23 protein-coding genes and 1 pseudogene are annotated in these 20,205 nt (G+C 72.1%); 11 read left to right on the top strand and 13 right to left on the bottom strand.

Translation table 11 applies throughout. The features are described 5' to 3' along the window. Positions 1 to 186: pseudogene (locus tag VET29_RS05295) on the bottom strand (IS630 family transposase); the annotation flags it as partial. 50 nt (positions 187 to 236) lie between these two features. Continuing rightward, a complete protein-coding gene (locus VET29_RS05290) occupies positions 237 to 707 on the bottom strand; it encodes a helix-turn-helix domain-containing protein (protein ID WP_324915386.1) in 471 nt (156 codons plus the stop codon). Between the two features lie 339 nt (positions 708 to 1,046). On the opposite strand from VET29_RS05290, the gene VET29_RS05285 reads away from it, so the two are divergent. The 3 genes from VET29_RS05285 to VET29_RS05275 all read left to right on the top strand — a co-directional run bounded on the left by VET29_RS05285 (position 1,047) and on the right by VET29_RS05275 (position 3,988). Next, complete coding sequence (locus VET29_RS05285; RefSeq protein ID WP_324915382.1) at positions 1,047 to 2,513, top strand: plasmid pRiA4b ORF-3 family protein; 1,467 nt, start codon at positions 1,047 to 1,049, stop codon at positions 2,511 to 2,513. 219 nt (positions 2,514 to 2,732) lie between these two features. Then, complete coding sequence (locus tag VET29_RS05280) at positions 2,733 to 3,119, top strand: hypothetical protein (protein WP_324915380.1); 387 nt, start codon at positions 2,733 to 2,735, stop codon at positions 3,117 to 3,119. Further along, positions 3,116 to 3,988 (top strand): LLM class flavin-dependent oxidoreductase, encoded by an 873-nt coding sequence (locus VET29_RS05275; RefSeq protein WP_324915378.1) that lies wholly within the window; start codon positions 3,116 to 3,118, stop codon positions 3,986 to 3,988. The genes VET29_RS05280 and VET29_RS05275 overlap by 4 nt, the downstream gene beginning before the upstream one ends. Positions 3,989 to 4,036: 48 nt before the next feature. On the opposite strand, the gene VET29_RS05270 is transcribed toward VET29_RS05275, so the two are convergent. Further along, positions 4,037 to 4,465, bottom strand: coding sequence for a DUF3574 domain-containing protein (locus VET29_RS05270; RefSeq protein ID WP_324915375.1), 429 nt, complete (start codon positions 4,463 to 4,465; stop codon positions 4,037 to 4,039). Positions 4,466 to 4,544: 79 nt separating this feature from the next. Between VET29_RS05270 and VET29_RS05265 the strand changes: the two genes are divergently transcribed. Next, positions 4,545 to 5,408: an exodeoxyribonuclease III gene (locus VET29_RS05265; RefSeq protein WP_324915373.1), complete on the top strand. Its 864-nt coding sequence runs from the start codon at positions 4,545 to 4,547 to the stop codon at positions 5,406 to 5,408. Here VET29_RS05265 and VET29_RS05260 read toward each other — a convergent pair. Continuing rightward, positions 5,401 to 5,856: a GNAT family N-acetyltransferase gene (locus VET29_RS05260; protein ID WP_324915370.1), complete on the bottom strand. Its 456-nt coding sequence runs from the start codon at positions 5,854 to 5,856 to the stop codon at positions 5,401 to 5,403. The genes VET29_RS05265 and VET29_RS05260 overlap by 8 nt on opposite strands. 42 nt (positions 5,857 to 5,898) lie before the next feature. On the opposite strand from VET29_RS05260, the gene VET29_RS05255 reads away from it, so the two are divergent. Further along, positions 5,899 to 6,474 (top strand): TetR family transcriptional regulator C-terminal domain-containing protein, encoded by a 576-nt coding sequence (locus tag VET29_RS05255; protein ID WP_324915368.1) that lies wholly within the window; start codon positions 5,899 to 5,901, stop codon positions 6,472 to 6,474. A gap of 124 nt (positions 6,475 to 6,598) precedes the next feature. Here the strand turns inward: VET29_RS05255 and VET29_RS05250 are convergent, their stop codons facing one another. After that, the gene (locus VET29_RS05250; RefSeq protein ID WP_324915364.1) at positions 6,599 to 7,144 is read right to left on the bottom strand and encodes a TetR/AcrR family transcriptional regulator; all 546 of its coding nucleotides are present in this window, start codon (positions 7,142 to 7,144) and stop codon (positions 6,599 to 6,601) included. Positions 7,145 to 7,228: 84 nt separating this feature from the next. Here VET29_RS05250 and VET29_RS05245 point away from each other — a divergent pair, with 84 nt between their 5' ends. After that, on the top strand, positions 7,229 to 8,416 hold the full coding sequence (locus VET29_RS05245; protein WP_324915362.1) for an FAD-dependent monooxygenase: 1,188 nt from the start codon (positions 7,229 to 7,231) through the stop codon (positions 8,414 to 8,416). Further along, positions 8,413 to 9,591 (top strand): MFS transporter, encoded by a 1,179-nt coding sequence (locus VET29_RS05240; RefSeq protein ID WP_324915358.1) that lies wholly within the window; start codon positions 8,413 to 8,415, stop codon positions 9,589 to 9,591. The genes VET29_RS05245 and VET29_RS05240 overlap by 4 nt, the downstream gene beginning before the upstream one ends. Here the strand turns inward: VET29_RS05240 and VET29_RS05235 are convergent. Further along, positions 9,545 to 10,534, bottom strand: coding sequence for a YafY family protein (locus VET29_RS05235; protein ID WP_324915356.1), 990 nt, complete (start codon positions 10,532 to 10,534; stop codon positions 9,545 to 9,547). The genes VET29_RS05240 and VET29_RS05235 overlap by 47 nt on opposite strands. A 33-nt stretch (positions 10,535 to 10,567) precedes the next feature. Between VET29_RS05235 and VET29_RS05230 the strand changes: the two genes are divergently transcribed. Beyond that, positions 10,568 to 11,026: a hypothetical protein gene (locus VET29_RS05230; RefSeq protein ID WP_324915352.1), complete on the top strand. Its 459-nt coding sequence runs from the start codon at positions 10,568 to 10,570 to the stop codon at positions 11,024 to 11,026. 48 nt (positions 11,027 to 11,074) lie between these two features. Here the strand turns inward: VET29_RS05230 and VET29_RS05225 are convergent, their stop codons facing one another. Then, the gene (locus VET29_RS05225) at positions 11,075 to 11,659 is read right to left on the bottom strand and encodes a GNAT family N-acetyltransferase (protein WP_324915349.1); all 585 of its coding nucleotides are present in this window, start codon (positions 11,657 to 11,659) and stop codon (positions 11,075 to 11,077) included. 59 nt (positions 11,660 to 11,718) lie between these two features. Further along, positions 11,719 to 12,147: a MerR family transcriptional regulator gene (locus tag VET29_RS05220; protein WP_324915346.1), complete on the bottom strand. Its 429-nt coding sequence runs from the start codon at positions 12,145 to 12,147 to the stop codon at positions 11,719 to 11,721. Between the two features lie 37 nt (positions 12,148 to 12,184). On the opposite strand from VET29_RS05220, the gene VET29_RS05215 reads away from it, so the two are divergent. After that, complete coding sequence (locus VET29_RS05215; protein WP_324915343.1) at positions 12,185 to 12,799, top strand: class I SAM-dependent methyltransferase; 615 nt, start codon at positions 12,185 to 12,187, stop codon at positions 12,797 to 12,799. On the opposite strand, the gene VET29_RS05210 is transcribed toward VET29_RS05215, so the two are convergent. Both VET29_RS05210 and VET29_RS05205 read right to left on the bottom strand, forming a co-directional pair. Then, positions 12,786 to 13,283, bottom strand: coding sequence for an N-acetyltransferase (locus tag VET29_RS05210; protein ID WP_324915341.1), 498 nt, complete (start codon positions 13,281 to 13,283; stop codon positions 12,786 to 12,788). The genes VET29_RS05215 and VET29_RS05210 overlap by 14 nt on opposite strands. A 33-nt stretch (positions 13,284 to 13,316) precedes the next feature. After that, the gene (locus VET29_RS05205) at positions 13,317 to 13,535 is read right to left on the bottom strand and encodes a helix-turn-helix domain-containing protein (protein WP_324915339.1); all 219 of its coding nucleotides are present in this window, start codon (positions 13,533 to 13,535) and stop codon (positions 13,317 to 13,319) included. Here VET29_RS05205 and VET29_RS05200 point away from each other — a divergent pair. Next, positions 13,534 to 13,686 (top strand): hypothetical protein, encoded by a 153-nt coding sequence (locus VET29_RS05200; protein ID WP_324915336.1) that lies wholly within the window; start codon positions 13,534 to 13,536, stop codon positions 13,684 to 13,686. The genes VET29_RS05205 and VET29_RS05200 overlap by 2 nt on opposite strands. Here VET29_RS05200 and VET29_RS05195 read toward each other — a convergent pair. The 3 genes from VET29_RS05195 to VET29_RS05185 all read right to left on the bottom strand — a co-directional run bounded on the left by VET29_RS05195 (position 13,657) and on the right by VET29_RS05185 (position 18,269). Further along, positions 13,657 to 14,238 carry a TetR/AcrR family transcriptional regulator gene (locus tag VET29_RS05195; protein ID WP_324915388.1) on the bottom strand — a complete coding sequence of 194 codons (582 nt, stop codon included), beginning with the start codon at positions 14,236 to 14,238 and terminating at the stop codon, positions 13,657 to 13,659. The two genes, VET29_RS05200 and VET29_RS05195, sit on opposite strands and share 30 nt — an antisense overlap. Before the next feature lie 204 nt (positions 14,239 to 14,442). After that, positions 14,443 to 16,869 (bottom strand): helix-turn-helix transcriptional regulator, encoded by a 2,427-nt coding sequence (locus VET29_RS05190; protein WP_324915332.1) that lies wholly within the window; start codon positions 16,867 to 16,869, stop codon positions 14,443 to 14,445. Continuing rightward, complete coding sequence (locus VET29_RS05185) at positions 16,866 to 18,269, bottom strand: Hsp70 family protein (protein ID WP_324915328.1); 1,404 nt, start codon at positions 18,267 to 18,269, stop codon at positions 16,866 to 16,868. The genes VET29_RS05190 and VET29_RS05185 overlap by 4 nt, the downstream gene beginning before the upstream one ends. 275 nt (positions 18,270 to 18,544) lie before the next feature. On the opposite strand from VET29_RS05185, the gene VET29_RS05180 reads away from it, so the two are divergent. Next, complete coding sequence (locus tag VET29_RS05180) at positions 18,545 to 20,191, top strand: IniB N-terminal domain-containing protein (RefSeq protein WP_324915326.1); 1,647 nt, start codon at positions 18,545 to 18,547, stop codon at positions 20,189 to 20,191. Positions 20,192 to 20,205: the final 14 nt, after the last annotated feature.

The following is a 20,205-nucleotide window of genomic DNA, read 5'->3' as shown; positions in this document are numbered from 1 at the left end:
GGTCCACACGAAGATCGAGCAGGTGCCGCACCGGACGTATTCGCTGTCCTGGCGGGCATCGCGGCCCGGCCGGGCCGGCTGCGGGTCGCGGACTTCGCCCAGGAACTGGAAGGGTTTCTCGTCCATGCACACGACCGGACGGGCAGGATCGTGCGGGCGGGCGTAGACGGCGAGCACGTCTTCCATGCGGGCGGCGAACTCGGCGTTGGCCTTCGGCGGGATGTTCCAGCATTTCCTCAGATGAGGACGCAGTTCCGTTTTTTTAGAACCCGGCCGATGGTGGAGTGGTCCAGGTTCGGGATGTCCTCAATGAGCTCGACGTGCTTTTCCAACAGCCGCAACGACCACCGCGCATACCCGGCCGGCGGCGCCGAGCACGCCAGCGCGATCAGCCGGGCCTCGACCTCACCGGTCACCGGGGACGGCACCGGCGGCAGATCCCGCTTCTTGCGTCCGATCGTGGCCAGCACATCACCTCCAGTCTCAGCGAACCGCTTGGCGACCAGCCGCAGAGTTTCACCCGAGACCTCGAGCCTGTCCGCGATCACTTCCTTCGGATCAGGCTCGCCCACCGAGGTGTCCAACGCGAGCAGCACTCGTGCCCGCCTGATCGCCGACGCCGGATGCACACCTGTGCTGACAAGCCGGATCAACTCTTCACGATCCCGCGCCGACAACATGACTGGCCGCTTCAACTGGGAGCCCACGACCACAGCCTCCCAGCAACCTCCACCACAACTAAGCAGCGACACACTACTAGTACTACATGGCTAGATCTTTGGTGTGTTGATCCCTGAGATCGGCTGCTGGTTATGCGAGTGTTTGCGCCATTTACCGAGCTGTTTCTTATTTATCACCTGCGGCGGACAGATGGGTAATGAAAGTTTACCTGGAAGCAGTCGTTCGCGGTCTCCATCACAACGCAGCGACACAATCCGGATGCGGATCATGACCCAACCAAGCCAAATCACAAACTGGCGGCCGCGTCCGCCGGCGCACCCGACCCGGTCCTCGTACCGACGTCGCGTGGCGGCATACTCGGGGCCGTGAGTCCGGAGAGTCGTGGACGGAAGCCCAAGAAGCGCGACAAGTCCGCAGTGCGGTCCGCGCCCCTCAGCCTGGTCGCGGACACGGAGCCGTGTGACTGCCCCGCGTGCGCCGGGCCGCCGGTCGAGTTGTCCGAGCTGGTCGACGGAATACTCGCCGCCGTCGCGGACGGCGCGTTCCCCACCGACCCGATGGCGGCCGAGTTCGGGGCGGCGTTGTTCGTCGCCATGTGTGAGTTGGCTGGGGAGGATTACGAGGACGCGCTGGTTCACGGGTTCGTGCCCGAGTTCGAGTCGCGGGCGGACTCCGCCGCCCTGATCATGCTGCTGGCGCTTGGTTCGGTCTGCGGTGGCCGGGCGGGGGAGGCCGCGGGCGACGCCGCGCGTCGGATGGTCGGCGCCGGGGTCGAGTCGCCTGTCTGGGCTGCGGAGGTGGCGGAGCCCCTTCTGGTCGGAGACTGCTGGCGGTTTGCCGATCCCACCGGCGCCGGGGCCATGCTGATCTGCACGTTCGACCGGGCCGGGCGTTCGCATGCGTTCACGGTCGGCGTCGACGACACCGACTGCGGGGCCGCGGTGAGCATCGAGCTGCTCGACGCCGAGGGGGTGTCGCAGGCCATGGAGATGGTGCGGCGGTCCGGGGTCTCGGTCAGCGAGGAGCGGTTGGACCCGACGGAGCTGCGCTGGCAGGTCGAGTGCGCTCTGGATGCGCGGGCGGCACACGACGTGGGGGAGTTGCCGCTGGACGAGGACGGTCTGCCGGACTACTACCCGCTGGCCGTGCTGCTCCGGGCCCGGCTGAGGGGGCTGCCCGACTCCGGCAAGCCGAAGCCACCGCACGAGGACTCGCTGTCGTCGTTGCCACGGCTGTTGGATGCGCGGGCGATGCGGCCCGTGCCGCCGAAGCCGACCGGGCCGGCGCCGGTTTACCAGCTCAAGGTTGGTTTGAGCGGGGCGAAACCCCCGATCTGGCGGCGGTTGGAGGTGCCCGCGGACGTCAGCCTCGACCGGCTGCACGTGATCATCCAGGTCGCGTTCGACTGGGATGGCAGCCACCTGCACGTCTTCGAGACTCCCTACGGGGACTTCGGTCTTCCCGACCCCGAGCTTGGGCACCGGCCGGCCGACGAGGTGTCGCTGGCACAGGTGTTGCCCGGCGAGCGCGCGAAGATCACCTATGTGTACGACTTCGGTGACAACTGGCGGCACGAGATCGTCGTGGAGAAGGTGCTTGACCCGGACGGCTTGGTGACCTACCCGCGCTGTACCGGTGGTCGCCGGGCCACGCCGCCGGAGGACTGCGGCGGCATCTGGTCCTACGCCGACCTGCTGGAGGTGCTCGCCGACCCGGCGCACCCGGAACATGCCAACAGCCTGGAATGGCTGGGCCTGGACAGCGCGGCCGAGTTCGATCCGGCTGCCTTCGACGCCCCGGCGATCACGAAGGCGCTGTCGAGCCTGTCCTGACGCCGGCGTTGTCCCTCGCCGGGCCTGGGCCGAAACGGGCTGGCGAGCCAGGCTTGCCTGTCGGTCGAGTGAAGCGCGCCTTCAGGAAGGTCGCAGTGGCCGGAAATTGATCATTCCTCCCAGGGAATTGCGGCGCGCTATCCGCCACGACAGCGTGTGCATCGCAATCCCCAGAAGGAGGAGATTTTGCGTAACCCAAACGAGTTGGCCGATCGTTATGTGTCGGTTTGGAACGAGGCATTGCCGGACGTGCGCCGGGCCGCCGTGCGCGAGCTGTGGGCAGAGGACGGCGCGCACTTCCTCCAACCGCCGGACGAGGTCGTGGAGATCGCCTCCCGGCCCGGGGTCGGGGTCATCGCCGTCCTCCAGGCCCGTGGGCACGACGAGCTGACCGCACGGGTCGAGAGTGCCTACACCGAGTTCGTCGCGTCCGGGCAGCTGACCTTTCGGCGCCGCGGGGAGGTCAGCCGCGTGCACGACGTCGTTCGGTTCAGTTGGGAGGCGGTGTCGTCCGCCGACGGGTCGGTCGGTGGGTGGGGTACCGACTTCCTCGTCCTCGATGCCGACGGCCGCATCCGCGCCGACTACCAGTTCGTCGAGGCATGACCGGGTTCGGGTACCTGTTGCCGACCTTCGAACGCGGCGACATGGTCGAGCTGGGAGTCCAGGCGGAGGCGGCGGGGTTTGACTCCGTGTGGGTACCTGACAGCCCATTCGTGTATGGGTTACCTGATCCGGTGATGGTGTTGGCGGCCTTGGCCTCGGCCACGACTCGAGTGCGGCTGGCCACCGGTGTCCTGCTCGCGGCCCTGCGGCAGCCCGTGCTCCTGGCGCACAGCCTCGCCACGCTGGACCGCCTGTCCCACGGGCGGTTGATCGTCGGCCTCGGCTACGGCTTCGACGGGCCGGACAGCGAGCGGCAGTTCGCCGCCGCCGGCGTTCCCTTCGACACCAGGGTCGGCCGGGCGATCGAGACGGTCGGCATACTTCGCGCGCTGTGGACCGGCAAGCCCGTCAGCCACGCCGGGCGCCACTTCTCGTTCGACGAGTTGACCCTCTCGCCCGCACCGTCCCGTCCGCCGCAGATCTGGCTCGCCGGGACCGGTGCCGCCGCGGGCCGGCTGGCCGACGGTTGGTTGCCGTACCCACCCACTCCCGAGCTGTACGCGGCCGGCTGGCGTCGCGTGCGGGACGGGGGACGCGAGGTGACCGCGGGGCTCTACGCCACCGTCGCGCTTGACTCCGCTGAGGACACGGCGCAGCGACGACTCCGCACGACCGTCCAGCGGTGGTACGGACGCCCTTTCGAGGCTGTGTCCGCACGTCAGGCGATGTACGCGGGCACGACGCGGGGTCTGCGTGACTGGCTCGCGCCCTACCTCGACGCCGGTGTGCGGTACGTGGTGCTCCGTGTCGCGGACGACGACCCGAGGCGTGGGCTCGATGCCCTGAGCCACGCGATCGGCTCGTTGTAGCCGTTCGACGCGAAGGCCGGGGCGGGTGGCCCGCCCCGGCCTTCAACGTCAGAACGAGACGCGTTCGACGCTGTCCGCGCGCAGCACGGACTCCTGGTGGAACTGTGCCTTGTAGTCGGTGCGGATCTCCTCCAGCTCGCGGTTGGCCGAGTGGTCGCGGAAGGGGTACAGGATGATCAGCACGTACGAGTCCTCCTTGCCGCCCATCCACTGACCGTGTGCCTCGAGCCACGTGAGGCCGTCGGGGAAGGCCGGGGTGACCTCCTTGTCCAGGAACAGCTCGAACTCGGCGGGCGTGATCACGGAGCCGTCCGGCCGGCTGCCGCCGAAGTACAGCTCCGTGCGCTTGTACGACTCGCCGGGCGCGGCGGCGGTCCTGGTCGGGTCGGAGGCGGCGGTCCCTGCCGCGCCGGCGGTCGTGAACCCCACCAGGAGGGCGGTGAGCATGCCGGCGATGGCGGTGCGTCGTGTCGTCATGAGCCACATTCAAACGCCGACCGGGCAGGTCGCACAGACCGTCTCATTTTTGTCGGTGCCGAGGACTACCGTCGTCGGCGTGCGAGTTGCCACCTGGAACGTGAACTCTGTCAAGCAGCGGGTGCCCCGGCTGCTGCCCTGGCTCGACCAGCGGCGGCCGGATGTCGTGTGCCTGCAGGAGACCAAGCTGACCGACGCCGCGTTCGACGACTTACTCGGGACCCAGCTCGCCGAGCGGGGCTACGAGTTCGCGCTCGCGGGGCAGGCTCAGTGGAACGGTGTCGCGATCCTGTCGCGGGTGGGGCTTTCCGACGTCACGGTCGGGGTCGACGGGGCGCCCGGGTTCCCGGATCCGGAGGCCCGGGCGGTCGCCGCCACCTGCGGCGGCGTGCGGGTTCACTCGCTCTACGTGCCCAACGGCCGCACGCCGGACTCCGACCACTACCGGTACAAGCTGGCCTGGCTCGCCGCCCTGCGGGACGTCGTCAGGGCCACGCCCGGTGACGTGATGCTCTGTGGCGACATCAACATCGCGCCCGCCGACGCGGACGTCTTCGACCCGGCCGCCTACCTCGGGCAGACCCACGTCACGGGGCCGGAACGTGCCGCGCTGGCCGAGCTGCTGGCGCTCGGCCTGCACGACGTCATCCGCGAACGCTGGCCGGACGAGCGGGTCTTCACCTACTGGGACTACCGCGCCGGCATGTTCCACCAGGACCTCGGCATGCGCATCGACCTCGTGCTCGCCACCGCCCCGGTCACCGGGCGGGTCGCCGCCGCCTGGGTCGACCGTCACGCGCGCAAGGGCACCGGGCCCAGCGACCACGCGCCGGTGATCGTCGACCTCGACGAGGCGCCGGACGGGGACATCGGGCCGGTCGTGCCGCCGCCCTCGTCCCGTGGGCCGCGGAAGGGGGCGGTGAAGCTACCGCAGGCTAAATAGCACGTTCGAGGCAGACCGACAGCGACGAACCGACATAGCTGCCGAACAGCGGGATCTCGTGGTACCCCTCGCGGAGGTAGAAGCGTTGGGCGTCGGGTTGTTCGGTGCCCGTCTCCAGGCGCAGTGTCCGCCAGCCCCGCTCCGCGGCGGCCGTCTCCAGCGCACGCAGCACGTCGGCCGCCACCCCGCTGCCACGCAGCCGGGGAGTCACGTACATGCGCTTGATCTCCGCCAACGTGCCGTCCAGCCGGCGTAGCGCGCCGCAGGCGACGGCCTCCCCGGTCGGCCGGACCGCGACCAGGAACACGTCGGTGTCGGCCGCGGACGGCGGGGGACCCGGCTCGTGGTCGTCGGTGCCGTAGCGGGCGTCGAGCTCCGCGCGCTGCCGGGTGCGCAGCTCCGCGCCGGCCGGGTCGTCCCACGGCCTGGCCTCGATCGTCCACTCCATCGCGGCCCGCCTTTCGTAACATCTGTTACCGTAACAGATGTTATGGCAAGAACAGCCGATCGAACGGCCCGGCTCTCCCGCGCGGTGTGGGACGTGCTGGCCCACCAGGGCATCGAGCGCCTCACCATCCGCGCGGTCGCCGCGGCCGCCGGTTGCACCACGGGTCTGGTCATGCACGCCTACCCCAACCGCCAAGCCCTTCTCCGGCACGCCCGGCAGCTCCTGCACGGACGCACCCGCGAGCGCGTCGAGGCCATCGAGGCCGAGGCCGCGGACGCGGGGACCGCGCTGCGGGCCGTGCTCGCCCAGGGCCTCGCGCTCGACGACGAGACCGCCGCCGAGAGCATCGTCTGGGTGGGCTTCCTGGCCGCCGCCGTCGGCGACGAGCGGCTGATGTCCCTGCACCACGCCAACAACCGCGTCTGGCGGGAGCGTGTCGGCAGGCTCCTCGAAGCCGTCGCACCGGACTGGCCGGCGGAACGCGTCACCGCGACGGCCTTCGCTCTGATGGCGATGACGGAAGGCGCCGCCGCCCTCGCCTCGACCGATCCGGACGCCTACCCGCCCGCCACGCAGCTCGCGATGCTCGACACCACTCTCGCCGCGTTCGGCCTCTAGCGTCCCGCGCCGGTGGATCCAGGGTCCGCTGGCAAGGCGGCGGGTCGTACCCAGGCGGACCGGCGACGTCGCCAGGCGGAAGCCGGGCCGGCGCACCAGTTGCCAGAGTTCCAGGCGCGGGACGCTAACCGACCGTCGCCGCGATCGCGCGGACCGCGTCCCGTAGGTCGTGGCCCGAGGGGACGCTGTCCGGGTCCACCAGCCACTGCGCGGCCAGCCCGCCGACCAGCGCCTGGAGTACGGCGCCCGCCGCGTCGCCCGGCACGCCGAACAGGTCCGCCAACCCCTCCCGCGCCTGCTGGTTGGCCGCCGCGAACGCCGCCTGGATCTCCGGCTTGCTGTCCAGGAACGCCAGTATCTCGAACTGGACCGCCCAGAGCCGCTGGTTCGCCGCGAACGACCTGATGACCTGCGTCCACACCTCCTCGAACCGCTCCGCCGGCGTCGCGTCCCGGCGGGCCGACAGCGCCTCGCCCAGGTCGTTGCCCCATTCGGCCAGGGCCTGGTACAGCGCCGCGTTCAGCAGCTCGTCCTTGGTGCCGTAGTGGTAGCCGATCGCGGCCAGGCTCACCCCGGCCGCCGAGGCGATGTCGCGCGCGGTCGTGCGGGCATAGCCCTTCTCGTACAGGCATCTCATCGCGCCGGTCAGCAGGTCTTCTCGGTTACCCATGAGACAACCGTACAACACATCCGTCTTGCACATTTGTCTGACACAGGTGTACCGTCGGCGACGACAACGACAAAGGGAGCAGTCATGAAGCGCACCACCGTCCTCATCTCCGGCGCGGGCGTCGCGGGTATCACCCTCGCGTACTGGTTGCGCCGCAACGGGTTCACGCCGACCGTCGTCGAGCGGGCACGGTCCGTCCGGGACGGTGGCCACAAGATCGACATTCGTGGCGCCGCCCTGCCGGTCGTCGAGCGCATGGGACTGCTCGACCAGATCCGCGAGCGGGCCACCGGTGTGCGTGTGGCCTCGTTCGTCGACCACGAGGGCCGCCGGCTCGCGAGCATGGACGGCGACGCGTTCGGTGGCCGCGGCCACGACGACGCCGAGATCCTCCGCGGCGACCTGCTCCGCCTGCTGTTCGAGGCGACCGAGGGCGTCGAGTACCTCTGGGGCGAGGAGATCGCGGACCTCCACCAGACCGCCGACCACGTCGAGGTCACCTTCGCCCGCGGGGTCCGCCGCAGGTTCGACCTGGTCATCGGCGCGGACGGCGTGCACTCCGTGACCAGGGAGAAGGTGTTCGGCCCCGGTCACGTCCGCGACCTCGGCCACCGCGTTGCGGTCGCCGCCGTGCCCAACCACCTCGACCTGGACCGCGAGGAGGTGACCTACGCGAGCCCGGGTCGCACGGTCATCGTCTACTCGACCGCCCACGACACCGGCGCCAAGGCCATGTTCCTGCTCGCCGACGACCAGCCCGTGCCGGCCGACGCCCACCGGTACCTCGCCGACCGGTTCGCGGATGCGGGCTGGGAGGTGCCGACGCTGCTGGCGAACGCGGGCGACGACGTCTACCTGGACGCGGTCTGCCAGGTCCACCTGGACCGCTGGTCGTCCCACCGTGTCGCGCTGGTCGGCGACGCCGCCTACTGCGCGTCGGTCGCCTCGGGTCAGGGCACCAGCCTCGCGCTCGTCGGGGCGTACGTCCTCGCGGGCGAGCTGGCCGCCGCCCGGGACCACGCGGCGGGCTTCGCCGCCTACGAGGCCGAGCTGCGCGAGTTCGTCGCGATCAACCAGAAGATGGGGCCCGCCAACATCAAGCGCATGGTGCTCCGCGGCAGGGCAGGGGTCTGGCTGTCCATGAAGATGCTGTCGCTGCTGTGGAAACTGCCCATCAGGGACAAGATGATCGAGAAGGTCACCGGGCCGATCGATCGTGCCGCGAACGCGATCACGCTGAAGCACTATCCCGTGCGATGCTTCGCGGCATGACTGAACCGCGCAGTAGGTGGTCCGTGATCGCGGTGTTCGCGTTACTCGGGGCCGTCACCCAGGTCCTGTGGGTCACCTACGCCCCCGTCACCGACGCGGCCGGTCGCTACTACGACGTGGGTGACGGGGCGATCGGCTGGTTGGCCAACGTGTTCCCCCTGCTCTACGTGCTGCTCGCGATCCCGGCCGGCATCGTGCTGGACCGCCGGTTCGGCGGCGGGCTGGCCGCCGGCGGACTGCTCGTCGCGGCCGGCGCGCTGATCCGGATCCTGGGCGACGGCTACGCGTTCGCGCTCGCCGGCCAGCTGGTCGTCGCGGTCGCACAGCCGCTCGTGCTCAACGCGATCACCGGCGTCGTCGGCCGCTACCTCGCCGAGCGGGACCGGCCGACGGGCATCGCGATCGGCTCCGCCAGCACGTTCGCCGGGCTGATCGTCGGGTTCGGCCTCGGGGCCGTGTTCCCCGACGACCTCCGCACGCTCCTGCTGGTGCAGGCCGTGCTGGCGGTACTGGCCGCCGTCGCCGTGCTGGCCGTGCTGCGGACCCCGGCCGAGCATCGGGTCGAGAGCCCACCCGCCGGCCTCGGCGCCCTGCGGGTGGCGTGGGGCGACCCGTTCATCCGGCGGCTGTGTGCGCTCGTGTTCGTCCCGTTCGGGGTGTTCGTCGCGCTGTCGACGTTCACCCAGCCGCTGCTCGAACCGGCCGGGGTGTCCGAGTCGACCGCCGGCCTGATCCTCATCGCGAACGTCGTGGCCGGGGTGGTCGGGTGCGCGATCGTGCCGATCTGGGCGAACCGGCACGGCCGCGAGCTGGTCGTGCTGACGGCTTCACTGCTGGTCACGGCCGTTTCCTGTGTCGTGCTGGCGGTCGCCCCGGGGGTGGTGACGGGGTTCGTCGCGCTCACGCTGATCGGGTTCGGGCTGCTGCCGGCGCTGCCGATCGTGCTGGAGCTGACCGAGCGCCGGGCCGCCGCCACCGAGGGCACGGCCGCGGGGCTGATGTGGCTCACCGGCAACCTCGGCGGCCTTGTCGTCGCCGCCGTGACCGGCGCGCTGGTGAGCGTCCCGGCGCCCGCGTTCCTGCTGCTCGCGGCGCTGAGCCTGCTGACCCTGCCGTTGCTGCGGCTGTTCAGCCGGGTGAGTACGTCCTCGCCAGTGCGGCAACGGACGCACTGATCCGCTCCCGCAGCTCCGCAGGCGCGAGGACCTCGACGTCCGCGCCGAAACCGAGGAACAGCCGGTGCGCGTGGTCCATCTTCTCGATCGGCACCGTCGCGGTGATCCAGCCGTCCTCGTCCGGCTCCGACGCCGTGTCCTCCACCGCCCGGTGCACGCTGGGCTCGACCGCGTCCAGCAGGTGTTCCCGCAGTTCTGGGGAGACGCGGACGGTCGCGGTGTCGACGTGCCGGCGGGCGTCGAAGTCGGCGAGGTAGGACGCCCAGTAGGCGGCGAGGTCGAACCCGGGCGGGCGCTGGAACTCCTCGTCGAGCACGGTCAGCTCGCTGATCTGGGAGACGCGGTAGGTGCTGATCCGCTTGCTCGCCGCCACGAGGTACCAGCGGCCGGCCTTGAGTACCAGGCCGTAGGGGTCAACCGTTCGAGTTACCTCCGTCGGGGCACGCCAGCGGTGGTACCGGATGTGCACGCGCCGCTCCCGCCAGACGGCGTCGGCCGCGGCCGCGAGCGCGGGGGTGTCGTCCGGCTCGGCGTACCAGTTCGGCGCGTCGAGGTGGAACCGCTGCTGGATGCGGGTGGCGCGGTCGCGCAGCTCGGGCGGCAGGGCGGCGGTGAGCTTGAGCCGGGCCGCGGCGACCTCGGCGCCGAGGCCGAGCTCCCGCGCGGGGCCGGGGAGCCCGGTGAGGAACAGGGAGTCGGCCTCGTTCTCGGTCAGGCCGGTGAGCCTCGTGCGGTAGCCCTCGACGAGCTGGTAGCCGCCCGCGTGGCCGGCCTCGCCGTAGAGCGGGACGCCGGCCGCGTGCAGCGCGTCGACGTCGCGGTAGACCGTGCGGACGGAAACCTCCAGCTCGGCGGCCAGCTGCGCGGCGGTGAGCCGGCCCCTGGTCTGGAGCAGGAGCAGCAGCTGGACGATCCGCGAAGCACGCACGGACAATACTGACATTGGATGTCAGTGGATGCCCAATAGCTTGCGCCCATGAACAACTTCGACTGGCTCCACGGCACCTGGCAGACCACGCAGCGGAAGACGAAGCCGCTCAGCGGGAGCGACGAGTGGGAGACCACCGACGGGACGCTGACGTGCCACAACCTGTTCGACGGCGCCGCCAACGTGGACGAGGTGGACCTGCCGGGCTTCGGCTTCAAGGGAATCTCGCTACGGCTGCTGAACCCGGAGACCCAGGAGTGGTCCATCTACTGGGTGAACTCCCGCAACGGTCAGCTCGCACTGCCTCCGGTCGTCGGTCACTTCGACGAGACCGGCGTCGGCGAGTTCTTCAGCGACGAGGAGTACGAGGGCCGGCCCGTCCGCGTGCGGTACCGGTGGTCGAACATCACGGCGACCACCGCCCGCTGGGAGCAGGCGTTCTCCACCGACGAGGGCGAGACCTGGGAGACGAACTGGGAGTCGGACTTCACCCGCCCCGGGCGGTGATGGGCGGGTTCCGCGCACCCTGAACACCACGGCACCCTGACCGGGCTGCTACGCGTTCAGCGACCCGGACCGGCGATCGTGGTCCACCAACAGGGAGGAGGGGGCGCGCCACGCGAACCTGAAGCAGGCGGGCTTTCCGTTGAGCCGGGCGACGTCCCCGCCGGGAGCGGGGACGTCGCCGCGCCCGGCGCGTTCGCCGCCCCGGGCGGCGTAGAACGCCTGTGCCGTGGCGTTCTGCTCAAGAACCCACAGGTACAGGCCGGACGTCGGCGACCACCGCAGAACGGCCGCCGCGGTCAGGGCCAGCAGCCGGGTGCCGATGCCCTGCCTCTTGACCGTGTGCCGCACATGGAGGTTGTCCACCAGCGCACCCCAGCGCGGGTCGTTGTCGAGGAACGTGTGGGCGAGCCCGACCAGCTCGCCGTCGTGCTCGGCGAGGATGGTGCGGGTGTCGGCCGGCGCTGCCAGGCGTTCGGTCCACATGCGAGCCAGGTAGGCAGGTGCCTCGTCGTCCAGGAACGTGTCCGCGTACGCGCCCCGGTAGTGCCGCTGCCAACTGTCGGCATGCAGGCCGGCGACGGCGGGGGCGTCTTCCGCGCGGGCACTTCGGAACCGCGGAGCTGGCGCCGGCATGTCGTTCCTCCCCAACGGATGGCCCGTGACGGGTCACGCCGGTTGTGCCTTCCGTGCCGTCAGTGGGTGTGCGCCTCGCGGAGCGGAAGGCCGGTCAGGCGGGTGGCCGCGATCCTGGCGTGGTTCGGGCAGCCGCGGACGCCGTTCGGGCTTGGACAGGCCAGGCCGTGGACGATGGCCGTTCGGGCCGCCTGGGCCTGGGCGATGCGTTCGTCCAGTTCGGCGAGCTTGCGTTGGGCCAGCTCGCGCCAGACCCTGTCCTCGCCCACGGTGCGCTCGGTGACGATCACCTTCACCTCGCGGAGGGTGAAGCCGGCGTCGCGCAGTATCAGGATCTCCCCGACCAGGTCCACGGCGGACCGCGCGTACCGCCGCTGGCGCGACACCCGGGCCGGGGCGGGCAGCAGGCCGAGCTCCTCCCAGTAGCGCAACGCCGAGGTCGCCACACCGGTGGCGCGGGCCAGTTCGCCGATCGTCAGCTCTGTCATTGACTTCAAGCGTACTTGAAGATCTTGACTGTCGGCCATGACAGCACAGTCCATCAAGCGGCGCCTCATCAGCCAGTTCCACCGGCCCCGCGGTGTCGTCGGGCGCGCGGTCGGGTGGTTCATGGCCCACCGCGGTTCCAACCGGCAGCGCAACATCTGGGTCGTGTCCATACTCGACATCCAGCCGACGGACCGGGTGCTCGAGGTCGGCTTCGGGCCGGGCATCGCCATCGCCGAGCTGGCTCGTCGTGTCACCCGGGGGCGCGTCTACGGCATCGACCACTCCGAGGTCATGGTTCGCCAGGCGACCAGGCGCAACGCGGCGGCCGTGCGTGCCGGGCGGGTCGAGCTGCTGCACGCCCCGGTCGACCGGTTGCCGGCCTTCGACACCCCGCTCGACGTCATCCTCGCCGTGAACTCGCTCGGGTTCTGGCCCGATCCCGCCCAGCGGCTCAGCGAGCTGCGTGACCTGCTCCGGCCCGGCGGGCGGATCGCGCTGGTCAGCCAGCCCCGGTGCCCCGGCGCCGACGCCGCCACCACCGAGCGGGCCGGCCGGGAGCTGCGTGACCGGCTCACCGCGGCGGGGTTGACCGACATCCGCGTGGAAACCCTCGACCTCGACCCGCCGGTGGCCTGTGTCATAGCTCGTTGAACGGCTGGGCGTAGGCGAACGGCCCGCGCGCCGAACCGTCGTATGTGGACAGTGGACGGGCCTGGAAGTGGTTGCCCCACAACGGGTCCGGCGGTTCGATGCCAAGGGAGGCCGCGGGCCGGAAGCCGAACCTCGGGTAGTAGTCCGAGTGCCCCAGCAGCACCACCACGGGCTCGTCCAACGCGTCGGCCGCGGCCACCACCGCGTGCATCAGCGCGCTGCCGACGCCGCGCTTCTGCCGTGCCGGCAGCACACCCAGCGGGCCCAGGCCCAGTGCGGGCCGGCCGGCGACATGCGCACGGGTGCACACGACGTGCCCGACCACCCGGCCGCCGTCCTCGGCCACCAGTGACAATCGCGGGAGCCAGGCGGACGACGCCCGCAGGGCCGCGACCAGGTCCTTCTCGGCGTCACGCCCGAAGGCCGCCACGTGGATCGCGTCCGTCGCGGGCACGTCCGCCGCTTCTTCTCGTCTGACCAGCACGACGAGCACCCTCGCACGTCCGGCGTGTTCGGCTCACGTCGATTTCGCCCGCAGGGTCAGCAACTCCGGCGCCAGCACCACCACCGCGCCCGGCTCCACCGCCACCAGGCCCTCATCGGCGAGCGTGCCCAGCGCCCGGTTCACCGACACCCGCGTCAACCCCAGTGCCTCCGCCAGCCCCTGCTGCGCCCCCGCGCGGCCCGCGCACCGGCGGCGCCTGGCGCAACTCCACGAGGACGGCGTGCTCGTCATGGCCGGCCCCTGGGCGGACGATGGCGGCGCCCTGCTCGTGTTCGACGCCGACCGGTCCGAAGTGGACGCGGTCCTGGCCGAGGACCCTTACTACACAACGGAAGGCGTCCGGATCACGGGCCTACGGGACTGGCGGCCGATCGTCCCGTAGCCGGGGCGCGGTCTCGCGGATCAACGCGACGAGCGTCGTGGACAGCATGACCCGTACCTGTAGTCGCGAGAGTTCCTTGCGTACCAACCACTCCCGGCACGCCGACTTCACCATGCCGCCGTACGCGCGGACCATCGCCCGCAGCTCACCCGTGTCCGCGGACAGGCCCATCGCCTCCAGGACGCGGTCCGCGGCGGTCTCGTCGGCGTCCGCGAGCAGCCGTTCCACGTCCGGGTCCCAGCCACCCGTCGCCGCGAGCCACGCCTTCGGGTTGCGCGACACGCCGTCCAGGAACCATTCCACGGCCGAGGACACCCGTATCTCCAGCGGTCCGTCCGGCAACTGCTCGATCGCGAACCGCGGGATCGTCACCAGCCGCCGCACGACCTCCAGGTACAGGTCCCGCTTGGTGCCGAAGTAGTGGTTGATCAACCCGCGGGCGACGCCCGCCTCCCTGGCCAGCTCGGTCGTCGACACCGCGGCGTACGGGTGCTCGCCGAACAGCCGCATCGCGCACTCGAGGATCTGCTCCCGCCGCTCGTCCGGCTGCATGCGTTGGGTCGGCGGGCTCCGTTTCGCCCCGCCTGCCCCCGTCGTCGCGGGCTCGCCGTCCGGTCCGCACTCCCGAGCCGGCTCCCCGTTCCGGCCGGCGGCGGGCCCGGTGCCCCGCTCCCGGAGCCGCCGACCCGGTGCTGCGGTCATGCCGGCTCCCGGGGATCTGTTGGCAAATGGTCAACAGCCGGAGTATAGGAGCGTTCAGTGCCGCGCGCTGCCGACCAGCGACCGCAGCTGGGACAGCAGCTCGCTGCGGCTGGACGCGCCGAGCCGCTGTCGCATCCGCGCCACGTGGTGCTCGACCGTCTTCGCCGAGATGAACAGCCGGTCGCCGACGTCCTTGTACGTCATCCCGGACACCACCAGCTCCGCGACCTGAAGCTCCCGCTCCGACAGCGTCACCGACGACATCGTGGCCTGCTCGTCCGCCAGGTCCGGCACCCGCCGGGCGGTCACCGGCTTGCCCTGCAGCAGCCGCGCGCAGTCCAGCAGCCGCACCATGGCCTTGCGGTCGGCCGTCCGCGTCGCCGCCCGTCCGGCCAGGCGTGCCCCGTCCCAGGTGAACCCGGCCGCATGCAGTCCCTGCGCCGCGTCCTCGACGGCGTCCGGGTCGACCTTGCCGGCCATCAGGTCCGCCCAGCACCGCCCGGCGTTCGCCAGCATCCCGAACTGCTCGTCCTTCGCCGCCGCCCGCGCCATGGCCTCGACCTGGCGGTCGGCCTCGTCGGGCTGGTCGGCGATGACGGCCGCCTGCAGCCCGCCCCACCACAGGGGCGTCGCCCACAGCGGGGGCTCACCCAACCCGGACAGCAGCGCCCGAGCCTGCGACAGGTGGGCCGCCAGCCGCGCCTCGTCCCGCAGCCGCGCCGCGGCCACCACCAGCTCGCCGAGCGGCAGGATCGTGAACAGGTCCATGGGATGGCGCAGCAGCGCCTCGCCGGCCTGCGCCCATGCCCGGCCGAGCGTGTTCGTGTCCCCGGCCCGGCGCGCCACCCCCAGCTCGATGGCCACGGCGAACAGCCAGTCCCTCGGTTCCAGGTGCGTGCCCCGCAGCGAGGACAGCTGCTCGGCCGCCGCCGTCAGGTTGCCGCGCAGCATGGTGATCCACGTCCGCAGCAGCTGGTGCCGCATCGTGAGCGGCGCACCGCCGGTGCCGGCCGCGACCGCCCGGTCCAGCAGCGAGGACGCCGTCCCCAGCTCCCCGTAGTGCAGCGCGAGCAGTGCGCCCAGCGCGGCCGGGCTGTCCGGCAGCAGCACACCGCGTCCCACCGGCTCCAGCATGCCCGCCGCCCGCACCATCATCGAGAGCGCGTTGGTGGGTGTTCCGGCGACCGACTCGTGCAGGCCGCCGGCCATCAGCGTGAGCGCGCTGGACAGCGACGTCGGCGGGCCGTCCGAGGAGGCCGAGCCACGCAGCTCCCGGGCGTCCGCCAGGTCACCGATGCCCAGCAGCCCGAGCGTGGCGAGGTGCTTGCCCTCCTCGGTCCCCGACCACCGGTACAGCTGCGCGCTACGCAGCAGCTGACCCCGGTGCGCGAGCGCCGCCGCGGCGACCCCGGCCGCGTGCCGCCGTCCCGCCGCGGCCTCGGTCGTGATCACCTCGTCGGCCAGCCGCAGCGCGCCGTCCAGGTCGCCGGTCAGCGCGAGCGCCTCCGCCCGCCGGGCCGCGACCTGCAGCGGTGGCCGGCCGGCCGTCACCGCCGCCTCGTACAGCCTGGCCGCGAGCGCGGGATCCGTCGGCAGCGCCTCCGCGGCCGCCGCCTCGAACGCGGTCGCCGCGGCGGCCCCGCCGATGCCCGTGCCCAGCAGGGGCCGGACCAGCGCCAGGACCTGACCGCCGCGCGCCAGCTGCAGCTCGGCGAGCCGCTGGCGCATCCACGCCCGTCGCTCCACCGGCACCAGCACGCGGATCGCCCGGCGCGCGATCGGCAGCATCGCGCCGCCCTGGCCCATGAGCCCGGTCGAGCGGGCGGCGGCCACGATGTCGGACACCGCCGCCGCGTCCCGCTCCAGCAGCTCGGCCAGCAGGTCGAGGTGCAGGCCGATGCCCGCGTCGGCGGCCAGGACGAACGTCAGCACGTCGTCGTCGAGCCGGCCGAACTCGGTGCGGAACTCGGACAGCACCGCGACCGGCACCTCGGGCCTGCCCTCCGGCAGCGCCCGGGCCAGCCGGTCCACGAACGCCGGCACGCCGCCGGTCTCCGCGTGCACGAACTCGGCCAGCGCGTTGGTGCGCCGCCCCGCCGGCAGGCACGCCCTGACCTGCTCCTTGTCGAACGGCACGGGCAGCACCTGCTCCTGTGCCAGCTCCAGCAGCTCGGCGAGCGCAGGCGGGCGTGGCCACGGCCGGGCGGCGACCACCAGCCGGACCTGCACCGCCAGCGCACGCAGCCGGGCGAGGTCGGCGTCGTCGAGCAGGTGCGCGTCGTCGACGAGCAGCACGCCGTCGGTGGCGTCGGCGGCGGCCGTGTGCACCGTGGTGCCGGCCGCGCGGATCGCCGCGCCGAGCCGGTTCAGCTGGGTGGTCTTGCCGTACCCGCCGGGCGCGACGATCGCGACGTGCGCGCGCGGGTCGGCGGCCAGCGCGTCGAGGTGTCGCGTGGCGGCCTGGTCCAGGATCGGCGTCACTCGTCGTCCTCGTGGTCGGTCGGTCGGCGGCGTCTGCGGGGTGACTCGTCGGGGTCGCGGTCTCTGCGCCTGCCGGCCCGGTCGTCCAGGTCGTCGTACCGGTCGCGGTCCAGCTCGTCGACCTCGGTGCCCGCGCGGGTCCGGCGGGTGAGCCGGGCGAGGCCGCGGGCGGGCGGGTCGAGCGGCGCGAGCTCGACCGGCGGGCGGGGTGGCGGCGGGCCGATGTCGACCGCGTCGGGACCCAGGTCGTCGAACCGCATCAGGTCGGTGTGCGCGGTGACGCCCTCGGCCGGCGTGACCGTCGGCGTCACCGGCAACGGCTGTGCCCGTACGGTCGGCTTGGCCACCTTCCCGCCGGCCAGCGCGGCGCCGCGGGCGATGGCCGTGACCGGGTCGTCCGCCGCGGCGACCCGCACCCGCACGGCCGCCGTCACCAGCTCGGCGATCAGCGGCACGTGCCCACTGCCGCCGACCAGGACGACCGCGCGCAGCGCGTCCGAGTCCGCCCCACTGCCCTGGATCGCCTGCTGCAGGATCCGGACGGTGTGCTCGACGACCGGGCGGACCATGGTGTCGAAGTCGCTGCGGTTCAGCAGGACCGTGGCCTTCTTCGACCCCGGCGGCGTCGGGATGGTCACCGCGACCGCCGTCGACAGCCGCTCCTTCGCCTCGACGCACGAGGCCCGCAGCGCGGCGAGACCGGCCGGGTCGGCGGGGAGCTCACCGAGGTCGGCGGCGGCGTGTTCGGCGACCATGTCGTCGAACAGCGTGCCACCCAGCACGTCCACGCTGTCGGCGTGCCCCCGCAGCTCGAACCCGAACGCCCCGCGGCGCAGCACCGCCGCCTCGAACCGGCTCGCGCCGAGCGAGTAGACGCCGATCTCCTGGCCCACCTCGAGCCGCTCGGTGGCGGCGTAGGCCTCCGCGGCGGCGACCGGGCGGGGAAGCAGGGTCAGCTCGGGCAGGTTCAGGTCCCGCAGCGCCGACTGGAGCACGGTCCGCCGATGCACCCCCCAACCCACCGGGTGGGTGACCACCAGCTGGCTGGCGGGGGTGCCCTCGTGCTCTTCCACCCGGTCGGCCACCCACGCCACGAGCACGGCCGCGAGCATCTCGGCGGGGTAGTACCGGTCGCCGAGCGCGAGGGGGACCTCGTCGCCGATCCGGTCGAGGAAGTCACGGGCGACACGCTCGGGCTCCGCCGCGCCGGCGTGGATCGCCGCCTCGCCGACCTCGACCGCGTCGTCGCTGGTCAGGTACAGCACGGAGGCCACGCCGGGAGCGGTCGCGGCTGGGTCGAGCGGCACGACCTCGGGCTCGCTCCAGCTGTCGCGGTGGTTGCGGCTGACCGCCGCGACGGTCCGCGCGGAGCCGAGGTCGACCCCGAGGGCGTAGGGCATGCGGGCGTTACCTCCGTCCGTGCGAGCCGGCTCAGTCGTACCAGGGGGCGGCCCCCGAGGGGCAACCCCCCGGTCGGGGCGGGGGCAGCCCCTAATCCCCTAACGAGTGAGTCATTGTTAGCCCTAAGGGGCGAATCGACAACTCGGAGTGATCCCCGATGTCCCCCGGCCCCCGGCCTCCCTAGGTTGATCAACGCACGGCACCGCGGTGTCGGCCCACGCGTTCTTCCCGATCACCGCCGAGTGCCAGAACTAAATCCGCATAGGAGAAGTTGTTGTCCGCCAAATTCGAGAACTCGTCGTCAGCCTCGGCTGAAGCGGCCCCTGCTGAGGCCTCGGCGCAGACCACCACCGGTGCGGTCGCCGGCCCGGACACGGGTGCGTGCGCTCCTGGGGGAACGCTGCACGACTTCGTGTCGAACCTCATCAACGACCAGGCCGCCAAGGCCGCCTACCTCGCCGACCCGCTGGGCGCGCTGGGCGCCGCCGGCCTCGGTGACCTGACCCCCGCCGATGTCCAGGAGGTACTCCCGCTCGTGGCCGACAGCCTGCCCACCGACCTGCCCGCGCTGCCCGTCGCCGGTCTCCCCGCCGTGGGTGACCTGACCGGCGGTCTTCCGCTCGACGGCCTCTCGGGCCTGACCGGGGCTCTCCCCGTCAGCGGCCTGCCGTCGCTGGGCGACCTGCCCATCGACCTGCCCACGGGTGGCCTCCCGGCCGTCGGCGACCTGCCCGTCGTCGGCGACCTGCCGGTGGCCGTGCCGTCGCTGGACGACCTGTCGTCCGGTGACCTCCCGCTCGTCGGCGACCTGCCGATCGCCGTGCCCGCGCTGGGCGACCTGTCGTCCGTCCTGCCGGCCGGTGGCCTGCCCAGCCTGGGTGACCTGCCGGTGAGCCTGCCGAACGGTCTGCCGAGCCTCGGCGACCTGCCGATCGCGGTGCCGGGTCTGCCGACGCTGGAGACCCCGCTCGGCGACGTGACCACCGCCGTCGGCAACGCCGCCGCCGCGGTGGACCTGAACGGTGACGCCGTCGACGCCGCCGTGTCCGGTGTCCTGGCCAACCCGGCCGAGGGCGACGCGCCGACGGTCTCGGCCGCGGTCTCGTCCGTGTTCGGTGACTTCGCCGCGGGCGGCAAGGTCGACCCGCACGAGTTCGGCGGCTCCGTCGCCGGTAGCACCCCCCTCGCCGATTTCGGCACGGGTCTGGTCGGCCATGTCGGGGGCGACCTAGGCGCGTGGGGCGGCGCTGACACGGTGGTCGGCGACCTCGCCGGTGGCTTCATCGCCGGTCCGGACGGCGTGGAGGTCGCCGCGGAGTCTCCGCTGGGCAGTGTCCAGCTGAACTCCCACGGCGACTTCTCGATCCAGCCGGTGGACACCGCCGACCTGCTGGACGTCGACCACCTCGGCGCCACCGGTGACGTGGTCGCCGGCACCGTGGCCCACTACGTCAGCTCCGGTGCCGACGTGCTGGCCGGCGGCGTGGCCGCCGGTGGTGCCGGCCTCGGCGGTTACCTGACCGGCCTGGGGGCGGTCAGTGACACCGTCGAGTCCACCACGGACACGGTCAGCAACGGCATCCAGCAGGGTGGCGACACCCTGTCGGAGCACCTGAGCAACCTGCCGACCACCGACCACCTGCCGCTGGACCAGCTGCCCGAGCTGCCGCAGCTGCCGGACCTGCCGGACGTCGACTCCCACGACCTGCCCGGGTTGGGCGACGTGACCAGCCACCTGCCGGTCTCGCTCGACCAGCTGCCGGTCGACACGAGCGCCGTCACGGGTCTCGTGTCGAGCAACCCGGTGACCGATGTCGTCCACGACAGCCCTGTGGGTGGGCTCGTCAACGGCGTCACCGATCACCTTTCTCAGGTCGGCAACCACCTGCCGGTTGTCGGTGACCTGGACCTGGGTCTGTAACGCGCCTTTCAGCC

It is taken from the genome of Actinophytocola sp. (assembly GCF_035634895.1).
In the GTDB taxonomy this organism is placed as follows: domain Bacteria; phylum Actinomycetota; class Actinomycetes; order Mycobacteriales; family Pseudonocardiaceae; genus Actinophytocola.
This window is presented reverse-complemented; position numbering and strand designations above follow the sequence as displayed.

Excerpts from the sequence above, each read along its gene's own strand:
- VET29_RS05235 (WP_324915356.1), bottom strand. The coding sequence starts at position 10,534 with ATGTCAGTATTGTCCGTGCGTGCTTCGCGGATCGTCCAGCTGCTGCTC.
- VET29_RS05185 (WP_324915328.1), bottom strand. The coding sequence starts at position 18,269 with ATGCCCTACGCCCTCGGGGTCGACCTCGGCTCCGCGCGGACCGTCGCG.
- VET29_RS05195 (WP_324915388.1), bottom strand. The coding sequence starts at position 14,238 with ATGCAGCCGGACGAGCGGCGGGAGCAGATCCTCGAGTGCGCGATGCGG.
- VET29_RS05270 (WP_324915375.1), bottom strand. The coding sequence starts at position 4,465 with ATGACGACACGACGCACCGCCATCGCCGGCATGCTCACCGCCCTCCTG.
- VET29_RS05255 (WP_324915368.1), top strand. The coding sequence starts at position 5,899 with ATGGCAAGAACAGCCGATCGAACGGCCCGGCTCTCCCGCGCGGTGTGG.
- VET29_RS05200 (WP_324915336.1), top strand. The coding sequence starts at position 13,534 with ATGGCCGGCCCCTGGGCGGACGATGGCGGCGCCCTGCTCGTGTTCGAC.
- VET29_RS05250 (WP_324915364.1), bottom strand. The coding sequence starts at position 7,144 with ATGGGTAACCGAGAAGACCTGCTGACCGGCGCGATGAGATGCCTGTAC.
- VET29_RS05215 (WP_324915343.1), top strand. The coding sequence starts at position 12,185 with ATGACAGCACAGTCCATCAAGCGGCGCCTCATCAGCCAGTTCCACCGG.
- VET29_RS05240 (WP_324915358.1), top strand. The coding sequence starts at position 8,413 with ATGACTGAACCGCGCAGTAGGTGGTCCGTGATCGCGGTGTTCGCGTTA.
- VET29_RS05230 (WP_324915352.1), top strand. The coding sequence starts at position 10,568 with ATGAACAACTTCGACTGGCTCCACGGCACCTGGCAGACCACGCAGCGG.
- VET29_RS05205 (WP_324915339.1), bottom strand. The coding sequence starts at position 13,535 with ATGACGAGCACGCCGTCCTCGTGGAGTTGCGCCAGGCGCCGCCGGTGC.
- VET29_RS05245 (WP_324915362.1), top strand. The coding sequence starts at position 7,229 with ATGAAGCGCACCACCGTCCTCATCTCCGGCGCGGGCGTCGCGGGTATC.
- VET29_RS05260 (WP_324915370.1), bottom strand. The coding sequence starts at position 5,856 with ATGGAGTGGACGATCGAGGCCAGGCCGTGGGACGACCCGGCCGGCGCG.
- VET29_RS05220 (WP_324915346.1), bottom strand. The coding sequence starts at position 12,147 with ATGACAGAGCTGACGATCGGCGAACTGGCCCGCGCCACCGGTGTGGCG.
- VET29_RS05225 (WP_324915349.1), bottom strand. The coding sequence starts at position 11,659 with ATGCCGGCGCCAGCTCCGCGGTTCCGAAGTGCCCGCGCGGAAGACGCC.
- VET29_RS05275 (WP_324915378.1), top strand. The coding sequence starts at position 3,116 with ATGACCGGGTTCGGGTACCTGTTGCCGACCTTCGAACGCGGCGACATG.